The organism is Vibrio sp. 14N.309.X.WAT.E.F5 (assembly GCF_030397615.1).
Taxonomy (GTDB): domain Bacteria; phylum Pseudomonadota; class Gammaproteobacteria; order Enterobacterales; family Vibrionaceae; genus Vibrio; species Vibrio lentus.
In genome coordinates this window covers 144164-162222 of the sequence record NZ_JAPNXR010000001.1, presented here as the reverse complement: position 1 = coordinate 162222, position 18059 = coordinate 144164, and the positions used below count along the sequence as shown (strand labels likewise).

The 18059-nt window shown below is 43.6% G+C and carries 17 protein-coding genes; 11 read left to right on the top strand and 6 right to left on the bottom strand.

Annotation, left to right across the window (positions count from 1 at the left end):
- Positions 1–2: 2 nt before the first annotated feature.
- Positions 3–644 (bottom strand): outer membrane beta-barrel protein, encoded by a 642-nt coding sequence (locus OW495_RS00710; protein ID WP_102512866.1) that lies wholly within the window; start codon positions 642–644, stop codon positions 3–5.
- Positions 645–794: 150 nt separating this feature from the next.
- On the opposite strand from OW495_RS00710, the gene OW495_RS00705 reads away from it, so the two are divergent.
- A complete protein-coding gene (locus OW495_RS00705; RefSeq protein WP_289884398.1) occupies positions 795–2684 on the top strand; it encodes a DUF294 nucleotidyltransferase-like domain-containing protein in 1890 nt (629 codons plus the stop codon).
- Positions 2685–2689: 5 nt separating this feature from the next.
- The gene (locus OW495_RS00700; protein ID WP_017108213.1) at positions 2690–3406 is read left to right on the top strand and encodes a 3'-5' exonuclease; all 717 of its coding nucleotides are present in this window, start codon (positions 2690–2692) and stop codon (positions 3404–3406) included.
- 90 nt (positions 3407–3496) lie between these two features.
- Here OW495_RS00700 and OW495_RS00695 read toward each other — a convergent pair whose 3' ends face one another.
- A complete protein-coding gene (locus tag OW495_RS00695) occupies positions 3497–4192 on the bottom strand; it encodes an MOSC domain-containing protein (RefSeq protein ID WP_102512867.1) in 696 nt (231 codons plus the stop codon).
- Positions 4193–4247: 55 nt separating this feature from the next.
- On the bottom strand, positions 4248–4490 hold the full coding sequence (locus OW495_RS00690) for a hypothetical protein (protein WP_017111649.1): 243 nt from the start codon (positions 4488–4490) through the stop codon (positions 4248–4250).
- An 87-nt stretch (positions 4491–4577) separates the two neighbouring features.
- Here OW495_RS00690 and OW495_RS00685 point away from each other — a divergent pair, with 87 nt between their 5' ends.
- Positions 4578–5390: a helix-turn-helix transcriptional regulator gene (locus OW495_RS00685; protein WP_102512868.1), complete on the top strand. Its 813-nt coding sequence runs from the start codon at positions 4578–4580 to the stop codon at positions 5388–5390.
- An 86-nt stretch (positions 5391–5476) separates the two neighbouring features.
- Here OW495_RS00685 and serC read toward each other — a convergent pair whose 3' ends face one another.
- Both serC and OW495_RS00675 read right to left on the bottom strand, forming a co-directional pair.
- A complete protein-coding gene (gene serC / locus OW495_RS00680; RefSeq protein WP_102512869.1) occupies positions 5477–6571 on the bottom strand; it encodes a 3-phosphoserine/phosphohydroxythreonine transaminase in 1095 nt (364 codons plus the stop codon).
- 162 nt (positions 6572–6733) lie between these two features.
- Complete coding sequence (locus tag OW495_RS00675) at positions 6734–7996, bottom strand: DUF945 family protein (protein ID WP_017111646.1); 1263 nt, start codon at positions 7994–7996, stop codon at positions 6734–6736.
- Between the two features lie 183 nt (positions 7997–8179).
- Between OW495_RS00675 and OW495_RS00670 the strand changes: the two genes are divergently transcribed.
- The 3 genes from OW495_RS00670 (at position 8180) to OW495_RS00660 (ending at position 11364) form a co-directional block, all read left to right on the top strand.
- Complete coding sequence (locus OW495_RS00670) at positions 8180–10123, top strand: ATP-binding protein (RefSeq protein WP_102512870.1); 1944 nt, start codon at positions 8180–8182, stop codon at positions 10121–10123.
- Positions 10116–10613 carry a response regulator gene (locus OW495_RS00665; RefSeq protein ID WP_017108220.1) on the top strand — a complete coding sequence of 166 codons (498 nt, stop codon included), beginning with the start codon at positions 10116–10118 and terminating at the stop codon, positions 10611–10613. Before OW495_RS00670 ends, OW495_RS00665 begins: the two co-directional genes overlap by 8 nt.
- A gap of 208 nt (positions 10614–10821) precedes the next feature.
- Positions 10822–11364: a hypothetical protein gene (locus OW495_RS00660; RefSeq protein ID WP_017108221.1), complete on the top strand. Its 543-nt coding sequence runs from the start codon at positions 10822–10824 to the stop codon at positions 11362–11364.
- Positions 11365–11509: 145 nt separating this feature from the next.
- Here the strand turns inward: OW495_RS00660 and OW495_RS00655 are convergent, their stop codons facing one another.
- On the bottom strand, positions 11510–12091 hold the full coding sequence (locus tag OW495_RS00655; protein WP_017060401.1) for a TfoX/Sxy family DNA transformation protein: 582 nt from the start codon (positions 12089–12091) through the stop codon (positions 11510–11512).
- A gap of 357 nt (positions 12092–12448) precedes the next feature.
- On the opposite strand from OW495_RS00655, the gene OW495_RS00650 reads away from it, so the two are divergent.
- The 5 genes from OW495_RS00650 (at position 12449) to OW495_RS00630 (ending at position 18008) form a co-directional block, all read left to right on the top strand.
- Entirely contained in the window at positions 12449–13369 is a 921-nt protein-coding gene (locus OW495_RS00650) for an HDOD domain-containing protein (RefSeq protein WP_017108222.1), read from the top strand.
- 55 nt (positions 13370–13424) lie between these two features.
- Positions 13425–14330 (top strand): lysine exporter LysO family protein, encoded by a 906-nt coding sequence (locus tag OW495_RS00645; protein ID WP_017111641.1) that lies wholly within the window; start codon positions 13425–13427, stop codon positions 14328–14330.
- A gap of 175 nt (positions 14331–14505) precedes the next feature.
- Positions 14506–15033, top strand: coding sequence for a hypothetical protein (locus OW495_RS00640; protein WP_017111640.1), 528 nt, complete (start codon positions 14506–14508; stop codon positions 15031–15033).
- A 118-nt stretch (positions 15034–15151) separates the two neighbouring features.
- Complete coding sequence (gene panP / locus OW495_RS00635; RefSeq protein WP_017108225.1) at positions 15152–16795, top strand: pyridoxal-dependent aspartate 1-decarboxylase PanP; 1644 nt, start codon at positions 15152–15154, stop codon at positions 16793–16795.
- A gap of 358 nt (positions 16796–17153) precedes the next feature.
- Positions 17154–18008, top strand: a complete 855-nt coding sequence (locus OW495_RS00630) for a MurR/RpiR family transcriptional regulator (protein ID WP_004734686.1) — start codon at positions 17154–17156, stop codon at positions 18006–18008.
- Positions 18009–18059 lie beyond the last annotated feature (51 nt).

The window sequence follows — 18059 nt, the reverse complement described above, 5'->3', positions numbered from 1 at the left end:
GGTTAGTACTCTAAGAAGAACTCTACACCTAGCTCGTTAGTGCGCTCACTGCGAATCTTACCTTCGCCATCTCTGTGTTGATAAGAGCCACCAATCGCAAACTTGTTGGTCACGAGATAACGTAAACCCACGTGGTAAATTTCTTCATCAAACAGGTCACTGCGGTTCACCTGAACACTGCCGTTAGCAATCCAACGTTTCGCAAAACCATAGTTGAGTTCGGCTTTGACCCCTTGAATAAACTCCGTGTCTGAAGATTCAGTTCGATTAGTGTCGTTGTCTTCAACTTCACCCTTAGTAACACCAAGCAGATAGTAAGCCACCACATCTAGATCTTTCTTAATGCTGTAGCGGTAACCAACACCCGGCATAAGCGTATCAATTCGAGTTGTGGTGTCATCTGGGTGGATGAAGCGTGCGCTATAGTCTCCTAGCAACAACCAATCATCGGTCATGGCGTAACTGACACCTAATCCAAACGACGAGGCGTTATTATTACCACCAGCGTCTTCATTCAAACTGCCCGAATGAGCGGTGGCGTATATATGGTCGTAATCAAGAATATCCACACCGTCAGTGGCTGCCCACAAACTTGGAGAAAACATAAAAACTGCAGATACCAAACTAAGCTTCCACTTCGACATTCCTATCATCCTTCAACTGCCACTCCATTAATTGAAAGGTTAGTCTATCCATAAGACTTTAAAAAGGTTTTAGCTCACAGATTGATTTGTGACGGCAAAATATTATCAAATGTTGTACCATGAATTCATACAAACTAATGGATGATCATTATGGATGCTGAGTTATTAGAGATTCAAAACTTTCTGGCACAATACCCCCCTTTCACTGAACTCCCTGAGGAGATGTTGGTGAAAGTGACCAGTAGCGTGGAAATTTCTTATTACCGCCAAGACACGCCTATCATTCACTTTGGTGACCAGATTAATGATCTTTACATTGTTCGAAGCGGCGAAGTAGAAGTCTATCGTCGTAAAGGTGAGCTCTATAACCGTCTCGATGAAGGCCACTTGTTCGGCCAAATGGGACTACTCACCAACAACAAAGTTCGCTTCCCTGTTAAGGCAACAGAAGACACCCTGCTCTACTGTATCCCTGAACCTATTTTCCAAGAACTTTATGACAACTATGATTCATTCGCTGACTTTGTCGAAGTAGAAGATAACGCGCGACTGCGTCAGGCTAACTTAGACAGCAACGACGCCAACGATTTAACGACATCCAAGGTTAAAACACTGCTCACCAGTGAAGCACCGATGATCGAGAAAACGCGTACGATTCAGCAAGCTGCCACCATGATGGCCGAAGATAACGTCTCTTCCCTACTGATTATCGACCCAGATATCGTTGAAGACGAAGAGGATGATTCGACACCCGTTATCGGTATTATTACTGACCGTGATTTATGCACACGTGTACTTGCTGAAGGTCTCGACCCATCGGATGAAGTCTCCAGCGTAATGACACCAGAGGTTATCTCACTCGACCATAATGCCTATGTATACGAAGCTATGATGACCATGCTTCGCTACAACGTGCATCACCTACCAGTACTAAAAGATAAGAAGCCGATTGGTATTATCGAAGCGACCGATATCGTACGTTACGAATCTCAAAACTCGCTGTTATTGGTAAGCAGCATCTTCCAGCAACAAAGTATCGAAGACCTGAGAGTGCTTTCCGAACAAGTGAAAGACAGCTTTGTACGCTTGGTTAATGAAGATGCCAATGCCCACATGGTTGGTACCGCGATGTCAGTAATTGGCCGCAGCTTTAAACAACGTATTATCGAGTTAGGTGAAGAGAAGTTGGGTAAATCGCCAATCCCATACTGCTTCCTTGCGTTAGGTTCGATGGGACGTGATGAGCAACTGCTGGTTACCGACCAAGATAACGCCATCATTCTTGATGACACCTACGACGAGAAAAAGCACGGCAAATACTTTGAAGAACTTTCAAAGTTCATTTGTGACGGCTTAGACCAGTGTGGTTATGTTTACTGTACTGGTGACATCATGGCGACGAACCCTACTTGGCGTATGACACGTCGACAATGGGAAGAATGCTTTGCCGATTGGATTGATGATCCAAACCCGAAAGCACTGCTGAACGCCTCTATTTTCTTTGATTTAGATGGCGTGTATGGCCGCTTGAAATGGGCTGAGCAATTGAATAGCTTTATTGTTCGACGTGCACGTAAGAACAATCGCTTCTTGGCGTGTCTTGCTCGTAACGCGCTCAACCGAACACCGCCTCTTGGTTTCTTCAAAGATTTCGTAATGGAGAAAGATGGCCGTCATAACAACTCGATCAACCTTAAACGTCGTGGCACTGCGCCACTCGCAGATTTAATTCGTGTTCACTCGTTAGCGGTAGCTTCTCGTTCGAAGAACTCATTTGAGCGTTTGGACGATATTATCGATGCCGGTATTTTGCCTAAAGGCAGAGCGCAGGATTTGAAAGACGCCATGGAGTTCATCTCTTTGGTTCGTATTCGTCACCAAGCGCATGATGTTGATAACAATATCGAGCCTGATAACAACATTGAACCAGAGAACTTATCTGACTTTGAGCGACGCAATCTAAAGGACGCATTCCAAATTTTAAGTAATGCGCAAAACTTCCTTAAGTTCCGTTATCAAGCTAGCAATAAGTTTAAGTAGGGCTTATGAACAAACTATTCAGATCACCTGCGGTCGATTGGCCATTTAAGTTTGCTCAGAAACTCGAACGCGCGCGCGACGACCGTTTAAAGCACTTTTATAGCCAGCCTCTTCCTGCGCCTGATACGCCACTTTCAGAAGTGACCTTCTTGGCTGTCGACTTTGAAACCACGGGGTTAAACCCAAACAAAGACGGCATCATTACCATTGGTTTAGTGCCCTTTACGCTCAATCGCATCTACTTGCGACAAGCAAAACACTGGACGCTAAGACCAAAACAGAAGTTGGAAGAAGAGTCTGTCGTGATTCATGGCATCACTCACAATGACATCATTGATGCGCCAGATCTTAGCGAAGTGCTAGGCGAGATCTTAGAATCAATGGCGGGACATATTCCTGTGGTTCATTATCGTCGTATCGAACGTGACTTCTTGGATAATGCATTGAAAGTGCGACTCGGTGAAGGGATTGAGTTTCCAGTCCTCGATACGCTCGAGATTGAATCTCAAATCCAGAACAAACTGGCTGGCGGCTTGTGGAATAAGTTAAAAGGTAAGAAGCCTGCTTCAGTGAGATTGGGTCAGAGTCGTCGTCGATATCACCTGCCCGACTACACGCCACACCACGCGCTAACCGATGCCATAGCGACCGCTGAGCTACTCCAAGCTCAGATCGCTCACCACTTTGACTCTGAGATGCCTTTGAAGAACTTCTGGCTCTAATTGCCAATTAAGACTGACGTTAAACTTAACGTATAAACATAAAGCCCACTAACTTCCATTAGTTGGCTTTATTGCTTTTGTCATCCCGGCTTATGATGCTGCTGTAGGACCAACTAAACGCATCTCCCAATCTTCGACTTCGCCGGTTTCAAGACGTCGTGCAACGAGCGCCCCCCAAGATTCGACTAACGGAAGGTCAGCCATCTGACTTAACTCTTCTCTATCAAGACTGCCCGTAAATACCGAGCCCATGATACGAGCGAGCGACCAATCTGGGTAAGGTCTTTCACACAGGATAATCTCGTCACCTGCGCCAATATCGCCTTCTTCCAAGACTCGGAAGTACCAACCAGTTCGAAGTGTATCTTGCAGTCTTCTTGCCATATCGCTTTGATCGAATCGTACATTGAGCTTCCAACAAGGCATGCGCCCCTGTGAGACTTCCAATAAAGTTGATCCGATACGAACCTTATCTTTCAAGCAAATGGATTGTTCTGTAATACCGCTTGAGCTTAGGTTCTCGCCAAATGCGCCTGCAGATTGGAAGATGTCTTTGTCGCCCAGTTCTTGCTGCCAAACTGGGTAGTGCTCGCTCGGGTAGATATGAAGAGCTTTTTGAATGCCGCCATGAAAACGAGGATCACCTTGTTCATCATTGGTAAAACCCAGTTCTGTGGCGTGCTGGCGCTCCGACAAAACCTGCTTATCAATAGCGCTGTTTGCACCGTGCGCAAAAGTAACGGTTTTGCCAGCCAATACACTATTTACTACGCCTAACTTCTTCATATCTCTTCCTTCTTACCTGAAACTTATTTGCTGTGTTATACAAGCTAAAGCCAACTTATTGCTCGCCCAGTGATTCAAATACCGGAATCGCCGCCAGTACTTCCATGGTGTGTTCTGTGCTTTTTAAGTAACGTGTTTCGCTGTCGGAAACCAATACATGACGCTGATAACCTTCAGTTTTCGGAAACTTAGTTAACACGGTTTCGAGCGATGTTTCACACTTGTTTTGGTTAATGCCTTCAATATCAACTTTGAATAGTAGTTGGTTTTCTTTCGATATTTCAACTTGATATCGCATACGCGTGCCCTCTCTACTTCATTAGCTCTGCCGGGCATGATAGCCTAGTCCCACAGCGTCAGAATAGGGACATAAAGACACTTAACCATGCCAACCCGCCAAATTAATTCTCACTCCGGAATCATCACCTCAAATGAGATGATGGTCGCTAATCCTAATTCACCAGCGTTAGTGAAGACCATCGATATGCCCAAGGGCTACGTCGATGCAATGCACAAACATACGTGGCATCAAGTGATCTTCCCACTCAAAGGCCTATTGCAAACGAAAACCGATCACTACCAACATCTTGTGCCCCATACTTCTGCTTTGTTTGTGCCTGCAGGGATTCAACATGAATCTATCGCATTGAGCCATACGACGTTTGTCGGTATTTACCTTAATCCAGCCTTTGGTATTAAGTATGAGCCTCAAGTACGAACCATTACCCTGACGCCGTTTTTGAATGAGTTATTGCAGGAAATTCGCAGACAGTGCGAAGGATTAGTGAGTGATGAAGAGGTATCGCGATTGCTCTCGGTATTGCACGATCAGATCATGAAAGACAACGTTCAGACCTATCAATTGTTGCTACCCGAAGACCGACGATTGAAGCTTATCTTTGAAGCGCTGACAGAGACACCAACGTTGGACTTTTCGTTGAAGGAATGGGGAGAGAAAGTCGGCGCATCGGAGCGAACCTTGTCGCGCTTATTCTCAAAAGAGTTCAACACGTCATTTCAGTTATGGCGACAACAAATCCGTCTGATTTACTCGTTGTCTTTGTTGGATGAAGAGTTCTCAATCCAAAGTATTGCTGACCAAGTCGGTTATCAAAACGACTCGTCTTACATTAAAGCCTTCAAGGCGTCTTTTGATGTAACGCCGCAACAGTTTCGCTTTAATGGTCGAAGACAGTAATTAGGTCTCTATATTTTCACCTTCTATGGGAAACAAAAAGAGGAGCATTAGCTCCTCTTTTCATTGGTAAACATCGAACTCGCTTATTAAGCGTATTTCTCTTCGAAGTCTTTCATGAAGCTAACTAGCGCCTGAACACCTTCCAGAGACATCGCATTGTAAAGTGAAGCCCTCATTCCACCCACCGCTCGGTGACCTTTTAACGATTTCAGACCAGCAACATCAGCCAATTCTAAAAACTTAGCATCGAGCTCTGGCTTCGCTAATTGGAATGGCACGTTCATTCTTGAACGGTTTGCTGTATGAACGTCGTTTTTGTAGAAAGATGAACTATCAATCGCATTATAAAGCAACGCCGCTTTCTCTTTGTTCACAAGCTCCATCGCTTCAACGCCACCTTGAGCTTTCAGCCACTTGAATACAAGGCCTGATAGGTACCAAGCGTACGTTGGTGGTGTATTGAACATTGAGTCTTTTTCAGCAAGTACTTTGTAGTTAAGAATGCTCGGCAACACGTCGTTTGCGAGTTCTAGCAGATCATCACGTACGATAGCAATGCAGATACCAGCAGGACCAATGTTCTTTTGTGCGCCCGCGTAGATAACACCGTACTGAGAGACATCAATCTGGCGAGATAAGATGTTAGATGACATGTCGGCAACGATAGGCTTATCAGTTTGAGGAAGCTCACTGATTTCGATGCCATCGATGGTTTCATTTGGACAAAAGTGCACGTACGCCGCTTCAGGGTCGATTTTCCAATCTTTAGCTGGAACAACAGCCGCTTTACCATCAATTGATGTCTTGGCATTGAATACATCGATTTCACAGTACTTACTTGCTTCAGTCACTGCACTTTCAGCCCAGTAACCCGCATCAATGTAAGTCGCTTTCGTCGCGTCACCAAGAAGGTTTAGAGGAACAGCAGCGAATTGAGCACGAGCGCCCCCCTGACAGAAAAGAACTTTATAGTTGTCTGGGATGTTCAGAAGATCACGTAGGTCTTGCTCAGACTCATCGGCAACTTGAATAAACTCTTTGCTGCGATGGCTGATTTCCATAACGGAAGTGCCTAAACCATTCCAATCAATGAAGTCCGCTTGTGCTTGTTTCATTACCGGTTTAGGCAGTGCCGCTGGGCCAGCACTAAAGTTGAATACGTTATCTAATGTAAGTTCCATGGGGATGATTGCTCCTGCTAAATAATAACTATGCAAGTAATACCATGTTTTACCCAACATAAAAACAACAAAAGAGGTCTTAAGACCTCTTTTGTTTCGTACCGTACAAAATGTTTAACTTAACCCGTTAGATCGCCCTATCAGTATTAAGTCCGACTCTTTTTATTGAACAAAAGCCGGCATAAGTAGTGCAATTAATGGAATTTCTTGTCCATTTTCAAACACTAGATTTCCATTCTTTAGGTCAGCAGTGATTTCATAACCACTTTCTGTTTGCTTGATCATTTCCATCACGATCAATTCGTCGATACCTTCACGGATGAATGGGTATTCTTCGACAAGCTCATTTGAGAAGCTAGATTGAACATTACCGGTTAATGCAGGAACAATCATTGAAGGGTTGCTGCTGATGTTTTCTGTGCCTTCCGGTACGCTCACCAACCATTTAGATTCAAACTGACCTTTACCTAGTTCTAGCGACATATTGTTCATTGAAAGGTCGAAGCCTTTAGCAAACAGTACGTCGATGAACGGAATGATCTCAGCCACGTCTTCCTGCGTCAAAACAGGATTCGCCTGGTAAATTTCAAAGATTTTCTCAAACGACTGGCTGTCCAGTTTCGACATTTCAAAATCGACATTTAGATTGTTCAACTGACCTTCGTTGGTCTCGATGTTTGCGATATCCAACTTAAGACTGCTGCTCAAGCGTTTAGTCGCTTCATCTAGATGCGATTCAAAATCGTACTTAGAATTTTCGATGGTCATGAATGGCTGCATTGCAGAATCTGAAATCAAAAAGCTATCAATAGTAAAGTTCTGTGTACCTAACCAGTAGCCTTTCGCTTGCTGGCCCGAACCAATACCTTTTAGGTTAGATAGAGTCACCTCTTCACCCGTTTCAAAATCAATTTGAACCGATGGGATAGAAAGCTCGTAATCAACCTGCCCTAATACAGTGGCATGGCCAGATAGATTCGACTTCGTGATAGATACCGAGGTACCATTTTCATCCGAACCTTGATGATTGAACTGACTTAACTCGAAGTTGAAATCCGTGTTGCCGTTTAGCTCAGTGCTGGTAGTCAGAGTAAGAGGCAGAATGTCAGTATTCTCAAACGTCGAAATCGCGTTTAAGCTAACCAAACCATGGCTGACCGCACTATTAATGACAAACTCACTAGGTAAGCCATCGAGCGCGAGTTGCTCTTTCAAGTTCTCATCCATCACAGTCACGCGAGTGGTTACATTAGAAGAAAGGTAACCTCTATCATATTCCACGATCTCAGCTTGAATGCTTGAATTGTTAAGCTTTGCAACGCCATCAGTAATCGCGTTCTGTCCAATTTGCCCAACCGCTAGTGGCCAACAAAGTGCCAATGAGATTGCTCCGCCGATTGCGCCAATTTTTCTTAACTGTTCCATGAGTTCTCTTTCTACACTAGTCTGTTTTTTTTAGTCTACCCCATCAGTAGCAAACAAGAAACATTGAGTTAAATCAGTCTATTGCTCGATACTTCAATTCCCTCAACAAATTAACGGCTAGCTCTCATCCTTACCAAGCACTTCTTGGTAGGCTAGAAGCGTCGCTACTACTAAGGTTGAGCCGTGAATCAATACGCTGTTATTTGTTTGGACAATAATCCGGTTAGCATAGAAAGAATACGCTCCGAACTGGCTCCGCTGTCTTATATATTCGACATTTATACTGCCGAGAACTTAGAAGACGCGCATCACGCATTAGAAGATATCCACGACAATCACCAAACCGTCGCCTTGGTGATCTCTCACCATCATTCTGAGTTCAATGGTGTGCAATTTCTGATTGAACTGGAACAACTGCCCCACAGTAATACCGCAAGAACGATATTGGTGAGCGCCTCGTCAGACATTCAATCCATTCTAACCGCAGTCAACGAAGGTAGGCTCAACCACTGCCTAACCAAACCGGTTCAAGATCAGGTTCTCTTCAAATCAGCACAGAAAGAGCTGACTTCTTTTGTTATCGAGTACGACCCAGATAACCTGTTGTCTTACAGTGATGCGTTGGATCAACAGCGTTTATTGAGAGCACACATCGAGCAAAAGATTCATTCGTTCCAATCTGGCTTCATCCACGATTACCACCAGCTTTCTGACAATGCCCTTGCTGAGCGTGTCGTCAGTGCTCTGCAGGATGTTTTCTCTAAAGATGATAAAACCAAAGCAATTCGTGATTATTCACCAGAGCATCTGCTGACGGTTGAGGGCGAAGATAATCGCTTTCTTTGGTTAATTATTGAAGGTGAAGCCGCTCTTTATAAGAAAGATGAACTCGGGCAACAACGTGAAGTTGTGCGTCACTCTAAGGGCAACATTGTCGGAGGGATGTCATTCGTGACGGGTGAACCTTCATTCTCTACTGCGATCACCCTAACCCAGACACGAGTGATTAAGCTTGATAAAGATAGCTTTGCTCAGGTTATGCATTCCAACGATACACTGCTGCCGCTATTTACTAACCTGCTGCTACGCCACTTCAATCGCCGTTTGCAACGCAGCATCACCAATAAGATCAAGCTGCAACAAACACTGGAATCATTGGAATCAGCCCATCAACAATTGATTGAGAAAGAGAAGATGGCGATGTTGGGGCAGCTTGTAGCCGGTGTTGCTCATGAATTAAACAACCCTATTGCAGCGATCTTACGAAGTATTGAAACCTTGTCTGAACATCTCGACCAGATACTCGAAAACTCATCACTCCCAGAATCGAATAAAGGAACTGAAGTATTAGCACACTCAAAGCTGGCTAAGCCTCTATCCACGGCACAAGAGAGACAACTCGTTAAACACCTCACATCGACTATCGATGATCGTACGCTAGCCAAAAAAGCGGTGAGGCTAAACCTGAGTCAAGATTCTAAGGTTTTAGATACCTTAAAAGACTCCCCTATTGCGGGCAAAGAACTACTCAACGACTTAGAGCATTACCACTATGTAGGAAACTCTATTCGCTCGATTCAAGTGTGCAGCAAACGCATTGCCGATATGGTGAAAAGTCTAAAAAGCTACGCCCGAGAAGATGATGAAGTTCGTCACTACGCTGATATTCACGAAGGACTTGAAGACACCTTAGTGATCTTTGAAAACAGATTGAAGCATCACCAACTTGAAAAACACTATGACACCGATTTGCCACCTTTATTGTGCCAGTCGCTCGCGTTACAACAAGTGTGGACGAACCTTATCTCTAATGCACTGGATGCGCTTTCAGAGCGAGGAACAGTCTCTATCACCACCTCTCAACAAATAGAGGGAGACGACACTTTTTTAGTGGTGCAAATATCAGACACTGGCCACGGCATCGCCAAAGAAAACATCCACACCATTTTCAACCCAAACTTCACCACCAAAAAAGAAGGCAACTTTGGTTTAGGGATTGGGTTATCCATTTCTCAACAAATCGTTTCGGCTCATCAAGGGTTTATTTTGGTGGAGTCTGAGGTAGGCAGCCATACTCACATGCAGGTGTGGCTTCCATTCAAACAAGAAGGAGCACCTCATGAATAAGTACCTAATTTTATGTGTCGATGATGAACCTGAGGTTCTCAACAGTGTCCTTCAAGACTTAGCGCCATTTGAAGAGAACTTTATTGTTGAAGGAGCCGAATCGGTCGATGAAGCTAAACAAGTGATTAAAGAGATGGGACAAGATGGTATTAAGCTCGCCTTAATCTTGTGTGACCACATCATGCCTGACAAAACGGGCATCGATTTTCTCATCGAACTCAACCAACACGATTCAACGCAGCCAACACGCAAACTGCTGCTCACCGGCCAAGCCGGGCTTGAAGACACCGTAACCGCTATCAATAATGCTGCGCTTGATTTCTATATCTCTAAGCCTTGGCGAGGCGACCAACTCAGAGACACGATTACGAAACAGCTAACCGACTTTGTGATTGCCAATGACAAGCAGTTATTAAACTGGACTTCTATCCTAGATACCGAACGCATCCTTACAGCGATGGCGAATAAACGGACTAGTTTTGGCGAATAACGCTTAATTTCAGCTGAATCGCCCGAAAACATGAGATCTCAGTTACAGAGTGATACATAATTTGTTCATTTTTTGGCTAATTGACAAATGATTCGCATTTTTATGGATTACTTTTCCGTGAGTTAGATTAAACTGTCTCAATGTTTATGGTTTGCCTGATTTTTCTCAAACCAAAGGAATTAACACTAATTAAAGGTTTACGGTCGTTATGCGCAAAATTCTACTTACTACCGCTATGCTATTGGCTTCTAGCCCAGCACTAGCTGTTGATGAACAACCACAAGTAATGAGTAACTTTAACTACGATTACTTTGAAGCACGTATCGGTGCTAGCCCAGTAACATTTGGTGGCGCGTTCAGTAAGTCAATTCACCCGAATGCTCACGCTATAGCACGTATCGATTCAGAATTTGAAGGCGATTACGACTCAGCTGTAGGTCTTGGTTTCCACGCTCCATTAAACAACTGGGCTGACCTAACTGGTGAAATGCTAGCGCGTATCGTTCAGCCTGAAAACTCAAGCTCTACTGATATCGGTATGGAAATCAACGTTGGTGTTCGCCAATGGCTTGGTCCACAACTAGAAGTGGGTGGTAAAGGTGGTTACGTTTCAATCGATGACAACGATGATTGGACAGGTTCTGTTTACGCTCGTTTCCACTCTACAGAGCTATTCTCTCTAGGTGCTGAAGCTCGTATCAATGACTTCTACGGTGATCAACTTATGTTCACTGCTCGTTTCAAGTACTAATACTTAGCGAAACAGCTCCCAATGAGCACTTAGTCTTTTAATACTTAATCTTTTAAGAAATGCGACTAAGAAAAACAAAAAAACCGAGGACATTCCTCGGTTTTTATTTATTAACAGTAATCTTAAGCATAGAGGGACGACTTCTTTAGTGGCAGCTCTTCAATAATTGCTGCTTGCGTGGTTCTTGCAATAGTTTCCAGTGGATACCATCAATTGCGCCCGCAAATTTCCAAAGTAATTTTAGGTCAACATCATTGCCGTACGCTTCGCGAACCTTGTTAAATACTTCAGGAGCGCCTAACTGCATAAACATTGAAACATCATCAACACCCGCTTTTTTCACCATGCGCTCTAATGTGAGTTGCATGTTTGGAAGATCTCTCAATCTACGGCTAGCTGATGATTTTTTGAAGCTACGTTGTTGAATTGAATTATCGATCGAAGTACGAATAATACTATCCAATTCAGGGTGTTCGCATGTAAACAGATCAGTAATGTCATAGTAATTTACGGTTGCTGTTGTCTGTTTTTTTACATGACGATACTTTTCACAATCAAGATCCGTCAGTTTCTTATCTAATGACTTTCCACCTCTAATGAATAAACAACCTTCACTCAACAAAGCGAACATAGCGTCATTTTGAAAGAGGCCAATACCTCCAAACATAGAACGTTTTTGATGCTCACCAAATTGATTCACGTAATTAATAAATGCTGTCTCGGTCATATCCGTTGATCCTTAATCAAATTACCCCGATTAGGTTGATCACCAGACAAGCAGCTTTTTTATGCGAAAAATGTTAAATCTATTTTTTATTGTTTAGGTGAATATTATGATTTCGTTTTTCACCTTTAAATAAATGATACTTCGAAAAGAAAAATAAGTCTGGACTTAGTTCACATCAATCAATTGAGTATTCTGGTTTTTCATGATTGACATCACAGTAAAACATCAAAATATGAATGGTTTTTGACGATCGCTGATACATCGGTTCAAGTTTTCTAGGGTTATGAGGCCCGATGAGTATTGCCTCACAGCATCACGGCTTGTAAAATAGGTCCACATACATTTTTTACTTTTTATATGAATCATTTATCGTTTTTCTGGCTACCACAAAATAAGGCTCTTCTCTTAAAGGGTCTAGAATCAGAGTTTGCCCAACTTGTTGGCCATTCTATCTCAGCGGGAAAAATAACCCTTCCTCCTATCCCTGAAGTCGTCTTAAAAATTCAAAAATTATGTACCCAAGAAACGACCGGCATTGCCGAAGTTGCTGAGTGCTTACTCGAAGACCCGGGCCTAACCGCTATCGTGATTCGCGTCGCTAACTCTGTGGTATTCAACAGACGAAATATCACCTGTGTCGACATTATGACGGCGGTATCTCGCTTAGGGATATTAAGAGTAAGAGACATCGTTACTGCCCAAGCTATCGAACAACTTAAGCATTCTGTGAATCTAAACCACGAATGTAACCAAGTTTTGGTTCAAAGCGCTTCTATTTCAAAAGAACTTGGCGCGACGATGGTACTGGTTACCAATAGCTTCAAAGAACTGTCCCCTATCGAATATCGCTACCTAGAGCATGAGAAATCTCTACTCGTCGGGCTATTAGCCGATATTGGTTTGTTCTGCTTAGTGAGTGAGTACCACCTCTACCTTGAAAATGGCAACTACCTAGACCACGACATCGCTCTGCAAATATTCCAAGGCCAATGCTCTGCAACCAGTAAGCTGGTTCTTAGACGTTGGGGATTCGACAGTGACTTCATTGATGTGTGTAGTAACACCATCAATCAGCAAGAAGAGCGCGAAGTGTCTTACCTTGATATTGCACGAATTGCCAATCACCTTTTGATGTTTAGAAACAAGGATGAAAACATCGATGAGCATGAAGTGGAGCTTAATGTTACGGGTGCCGAAGTTCTTTATAAATTAAGCAACTTGAGTAAAAATGATTTTAATGCAAAGCTAAGCGACGTTATCAACGCTAGCGGATTCTAAGTCACCGTAAAATTGCTAAGTAGTTGTAATAGTAAGTGAATGTAAAAGGGAAAGCATGTTTACAGGGATGATCTTTATATTTGCGCCACTCGTCGTGGGGTATCTTTTTTCTATATCAAACACCCAGACGTTAGAGTTCATTAACCGCTCGACGTCTAGGCTGATCTACGTAATCCTCTCGCTTATGGGGCTGAGCCTAGCCGCGCTCGATAACTTAGGCAGCAATCTACAGACAATCCTTCTTTATACTGTCACTTTCTTTGTCTGTTTAAGCGTATGCAACCTAATGGCGCTGCCAGCAATCGATAAATTACTGCCGCTTAAAACTGACAGCAGCCAGAAAAAGCTCCCCCTGTCTTCAATGGCGATGGAATCGGCAAAGTTGATTCTGGTGGTCGGTTCTGGCCTCATTGCAGGCTTGGTTCTCCCAATCGGGCTCGATTGGGTCGATACGGCAAGCGAATGGATTCTATTCGTTCTTCTGTTCTTTATTGGCATTCAACTGCGTAATAGCGGATTAACCCTTAGACAAATCTTACTGAACAAACACGGTATGGTGATCGCCCTTACGATTATTGTGACCTCAATGATTGGTGGTGTGATTGCCGCTTACTTACTTGATATTCCCCTCTTCAAAGCCTTAGCAATGTCATCTGGATTCGGTTGGTATTCTCTCGCTGGCATTCTAATGGGTGACGCTTTTGGCCCTGTTTATGGTGGTGCTTCGTTCATGCTCGAACTGCTGAGAGAGTTGGTAGCCCTAGTACTGATCCCTGTGCTGATTCGCAGTTATCCGTGTACTTCTATTGGTTATGCAGGTGCCACCGCGATGGACTTCACTTTGCCTGTGATTCAAACAACAGGCGGAGTTCGATGTGTCCCTATCGCCATCGTCAGCGGGTTTATATTGAGTCTTCTCGTCCCTATTATGATGTTGTTCTTTGTATCTCTTGCTAACTAGATCGCAGGAATAGCGATTGTTTTAGATTAGAATGCATCTCTGAATACCAAAGCCCAAGATACCGATACAGTTACCGAAATAAAAAGACACTAAGTGTCATTGCTCAACAAATAATGATCACGGTACTCTGTAACGACAAAGTCCTAAAAAGAATAAACTTACAAAAGGAACCACTATGAAACGCCTTTGCGTCGCATTACTGCTAGCTTCAACTTCTACTTTCTCTTTTGCAGCAGATTCAATGTCTGAAACAAACCAGTGCCAAGCAACAAAATACGATGCGTACATCGACGCTTCTTTGAATTGGTATGCTGATCTTGCTGCGTTAACCTCTGAGCAATATCCAGAGCTCGAAGAAGTCAGTGAGTGGTTCCTAGAAGGCCGTAAACACCACTTTGAACTCAACCGCGCGGCGGTAAACTACTACTTAGTGAATGATCCAAGCAAAGTTGCGACAGCTCAGTCTGTTGAAGGTTGGTTACAACTAGAACAGCACGATATTAAGACGCTATCAACCCGCGATGATGAGCTTGGGAAAATTGCGAAACAGACGTTCGACGACCGTCAATCAACACCTCACGCACAAAACTACGAGCTACGTTCAGCGTTTGCTGAGCTGCTTAGCCACCCTAAGCAAATCGACACTGCACTGCAGCGTTACAACCAGTCGATTGCTAAACTTGAAGCGATCAAGTGTAAATAACCCTTGATTTACTATGCTTTTGTGGGAAGTTGGATTTCATAATTAAGACGGGACATTGTTCCCGTTTTCGTTTAAATTGTCCCGCTCGCGTCAATATAAGAAAAATAACTCGCTTGCTATGGTTACGGAACAAAAAACAGCAGATGTTAGCTTCGACAGTCTTCTACGTATCTTTACAGTACCAGAAGGCCCAGACTCAACACTCACTCAAATCGAAGACAAACTTTCACGAAACCTGAATCAATTCTTACGTGAACACATTGTGGCTGAAGAAAAGCCATTGCGTGAGATTGAGAAAGATTTTTCGAATGCTCATATCCCAGAGCAGCCTGAGTTTGTTTCAGAACATACCGAGCATCTCCTCGATTCTCTTGTATCTCATTCTGTACATACGTCGTCGCCAAGTTTTATTGGTCACATGACGTCTGCGCTACCCTATTTCCTGATGCCGCTGTCAAAAATCATGATTGCGCTCAATCAGAATCTAGTAAAAATCGAGACTTCAAAAGCTTTCACCCCTCTTGAACGCCAAGTTTTGGGGATGTTGCACCGTTTGATCTACCAAGACAACGACCAGTTTTATTCTCGTTGGATGCACAGTGCCAACCACTCTTTAGGTGCGTTTTGTTCTGGCGGTACCATCGCGAACATTACTGCGCTTTGGGTTGCTCGTAATAATGCACTAAAAGCGCAAGGTTCGTTCAAAGGTGTAGAGAAAGAAGGCTTATTCAAAGCCATGAAACACTACGACTACGAAGGCCTCGCTATCTTGGTTTCTGAACGTGGTCACTACTCTTTGAAAAAAGCGGCCGATGTACTCGGTATTGGTCAAGAAGGTCTTGTTTCAGTAAAAACGGATAACAATAACCGTATTTGCACTGACGACCTGAGACTCAAGATCGCTCAGCTTAAGCAAAACAAAATTAAGCCTTTCGCCGTCATTGGCGTAGCGGGCACGACCGAAACAGGCAATATCGACCCTCTAAGAGAAATTGCAGAGGTGTGTGCCGAATCTGACTGCCACTTCCACGTGGATGCAGCTTGGGGCGGCGCAACGCTAATGTCGAATAATCACCGCCATTTACTTGATGGTATTGAGTTAGCGGACTCTGTCACGATAGATGCACATAAACAGCTCTACATCCCTATGGGTGCGGGTATGGTTTTGTTTAAGAAGCCAGACGCGATGACAGCGATTGAACATCACGCTCAATACATATTGCGTAAGGGTTCGAAAGACCTAGGTAGCCACACTTTAGAAGGCTCTCGTTCTGGTATGGCGATGCTCGTTTATGCTTCGATGCATATCATCAGCCGCCCTGGCTATGAGCTGCTGATCGACCAAAGCATCAACAAAGCACGTTACTTCGCTGACCTGATTAAAGAACAAAGTGATTTTGAATTAGTGTCCGAGCCAGAGCTGTGCCTACTGACGTATCGCTACCTTCCTGAATCAGTAAAAGCCGCCTTGTTAAAAGCTGGCGCTCAGCAACGTGTTGAACTGAATGAGTTACTCAATGAACTCACGAAATTTATTCAGAAGAAACAGCGTGAAACCGGTAAATCTTTTGTCTCCAGAACTCGCTTGAATCCCGAGGCTTGGTCACATCAACCGATTATTGTTTTCCGCGTTGTATTGGCGAACCCGCTTACGGGCAATGAGATTCTAACCTCAGTGCTTGAGGAACAGCGCGAAATCGCTAAGCTAGCGCCAAACCTGATGGGCAAAATCAACAAACTGGTTACGCAAATCAACGCATAGTCATTCAATTTTAGTTGCATCAATTTGAAAATTTATTTCTTTTTGATGTAACTAAGCTGTCAGTTCATACTCAATTTGCATTCTTTTTGCTCAAACCCTCTTCCAATTCTGTAGTTTTCTAAAATTTTGTTGAGGTTTGTCATATTCTTAAGCATTCATGCCCTGTTTTTGTATTAGTTAATAGTATGTTGGGTTTATACTGACTCTATGGTGCTAGTTAGCTTGATATCTATTTGACGCAGCAGTAATTACAAACCTCTCATTGTTTTAGGGTCTGTTTTACTGATATTTGCTTCAGCCATACCCCCTGGTAAACGATATTAACTAGCAAGTTGTTCTCTATACCCTCGTGAACACTATGAATACATTAGAAAAAATACAAAAAAACCTGGAAAATTTCAGCAAGTCTGAGCGTAAAGTAGCCGAAGTAATTATGGCTTCCCCTCAAACTGCAATTCATTCTAGCATTGCTACCTTAGCTAAAATGGCTGACGTAAGTGAGCCTACAGTTAACCGTTTCTGTCGTCGTTTAGACACTAAAGGCTTTCCTGACTTTAAACTTCACCTAGCTCAAAGCTTGGCGAACGGTACACCTTACGTGAACCGTAATGTTGAAGAAGACGATGGCCCTGATGCTTACACACATAAGATTTTCGAATCGACTATGGCTTGTCTGGATGTTGCTAAAAACAGCCTAGACGCGATGCAAGTAAACCGAGCGGTTGACTTGCTGACTCAAGCAAAACGCATTTCGTTTTTTGGATTGGGTGCCTCTTCTGCCGTAGCGAAAGACGCTCAAAACAAGTTTATTCGTTTTAATATCCCAATCACGTGTTTTGAAGACATTGTGATGCAACGAATGAGCTGCATTAACTGCAGTGATAACGATGTTATTGTTCTTATCTCTCACACTGGCCGTACCAAAAGCCAAGTTGAGATTGCGAACCTTGCTCGTGAAAACGGTGCGACCGTCATTGCTATCACAGCAAAAGATTCACCGCTAGACAAAGCAAGCTCGCTGTCTATTTCGCTGGATGTTCCAGAAGACACTGACGTTTACATGCCAATGGCAAGCCGCGTTGTTCAGATGACGGTTATCGACGTCTTAGCGACAGGCTTTACACTTCGTCGTGGTTCTGGTTTCAGAGAGAACCTAAAGCGTGTGAAAGAGTCACTTCGTGATTCGCGTTACGAGAAGTACTCTCAGTTCTAATCTGCTTAGTCATGAACTAAAAACAGATGACCAGAGAACAAGCGAAATTAA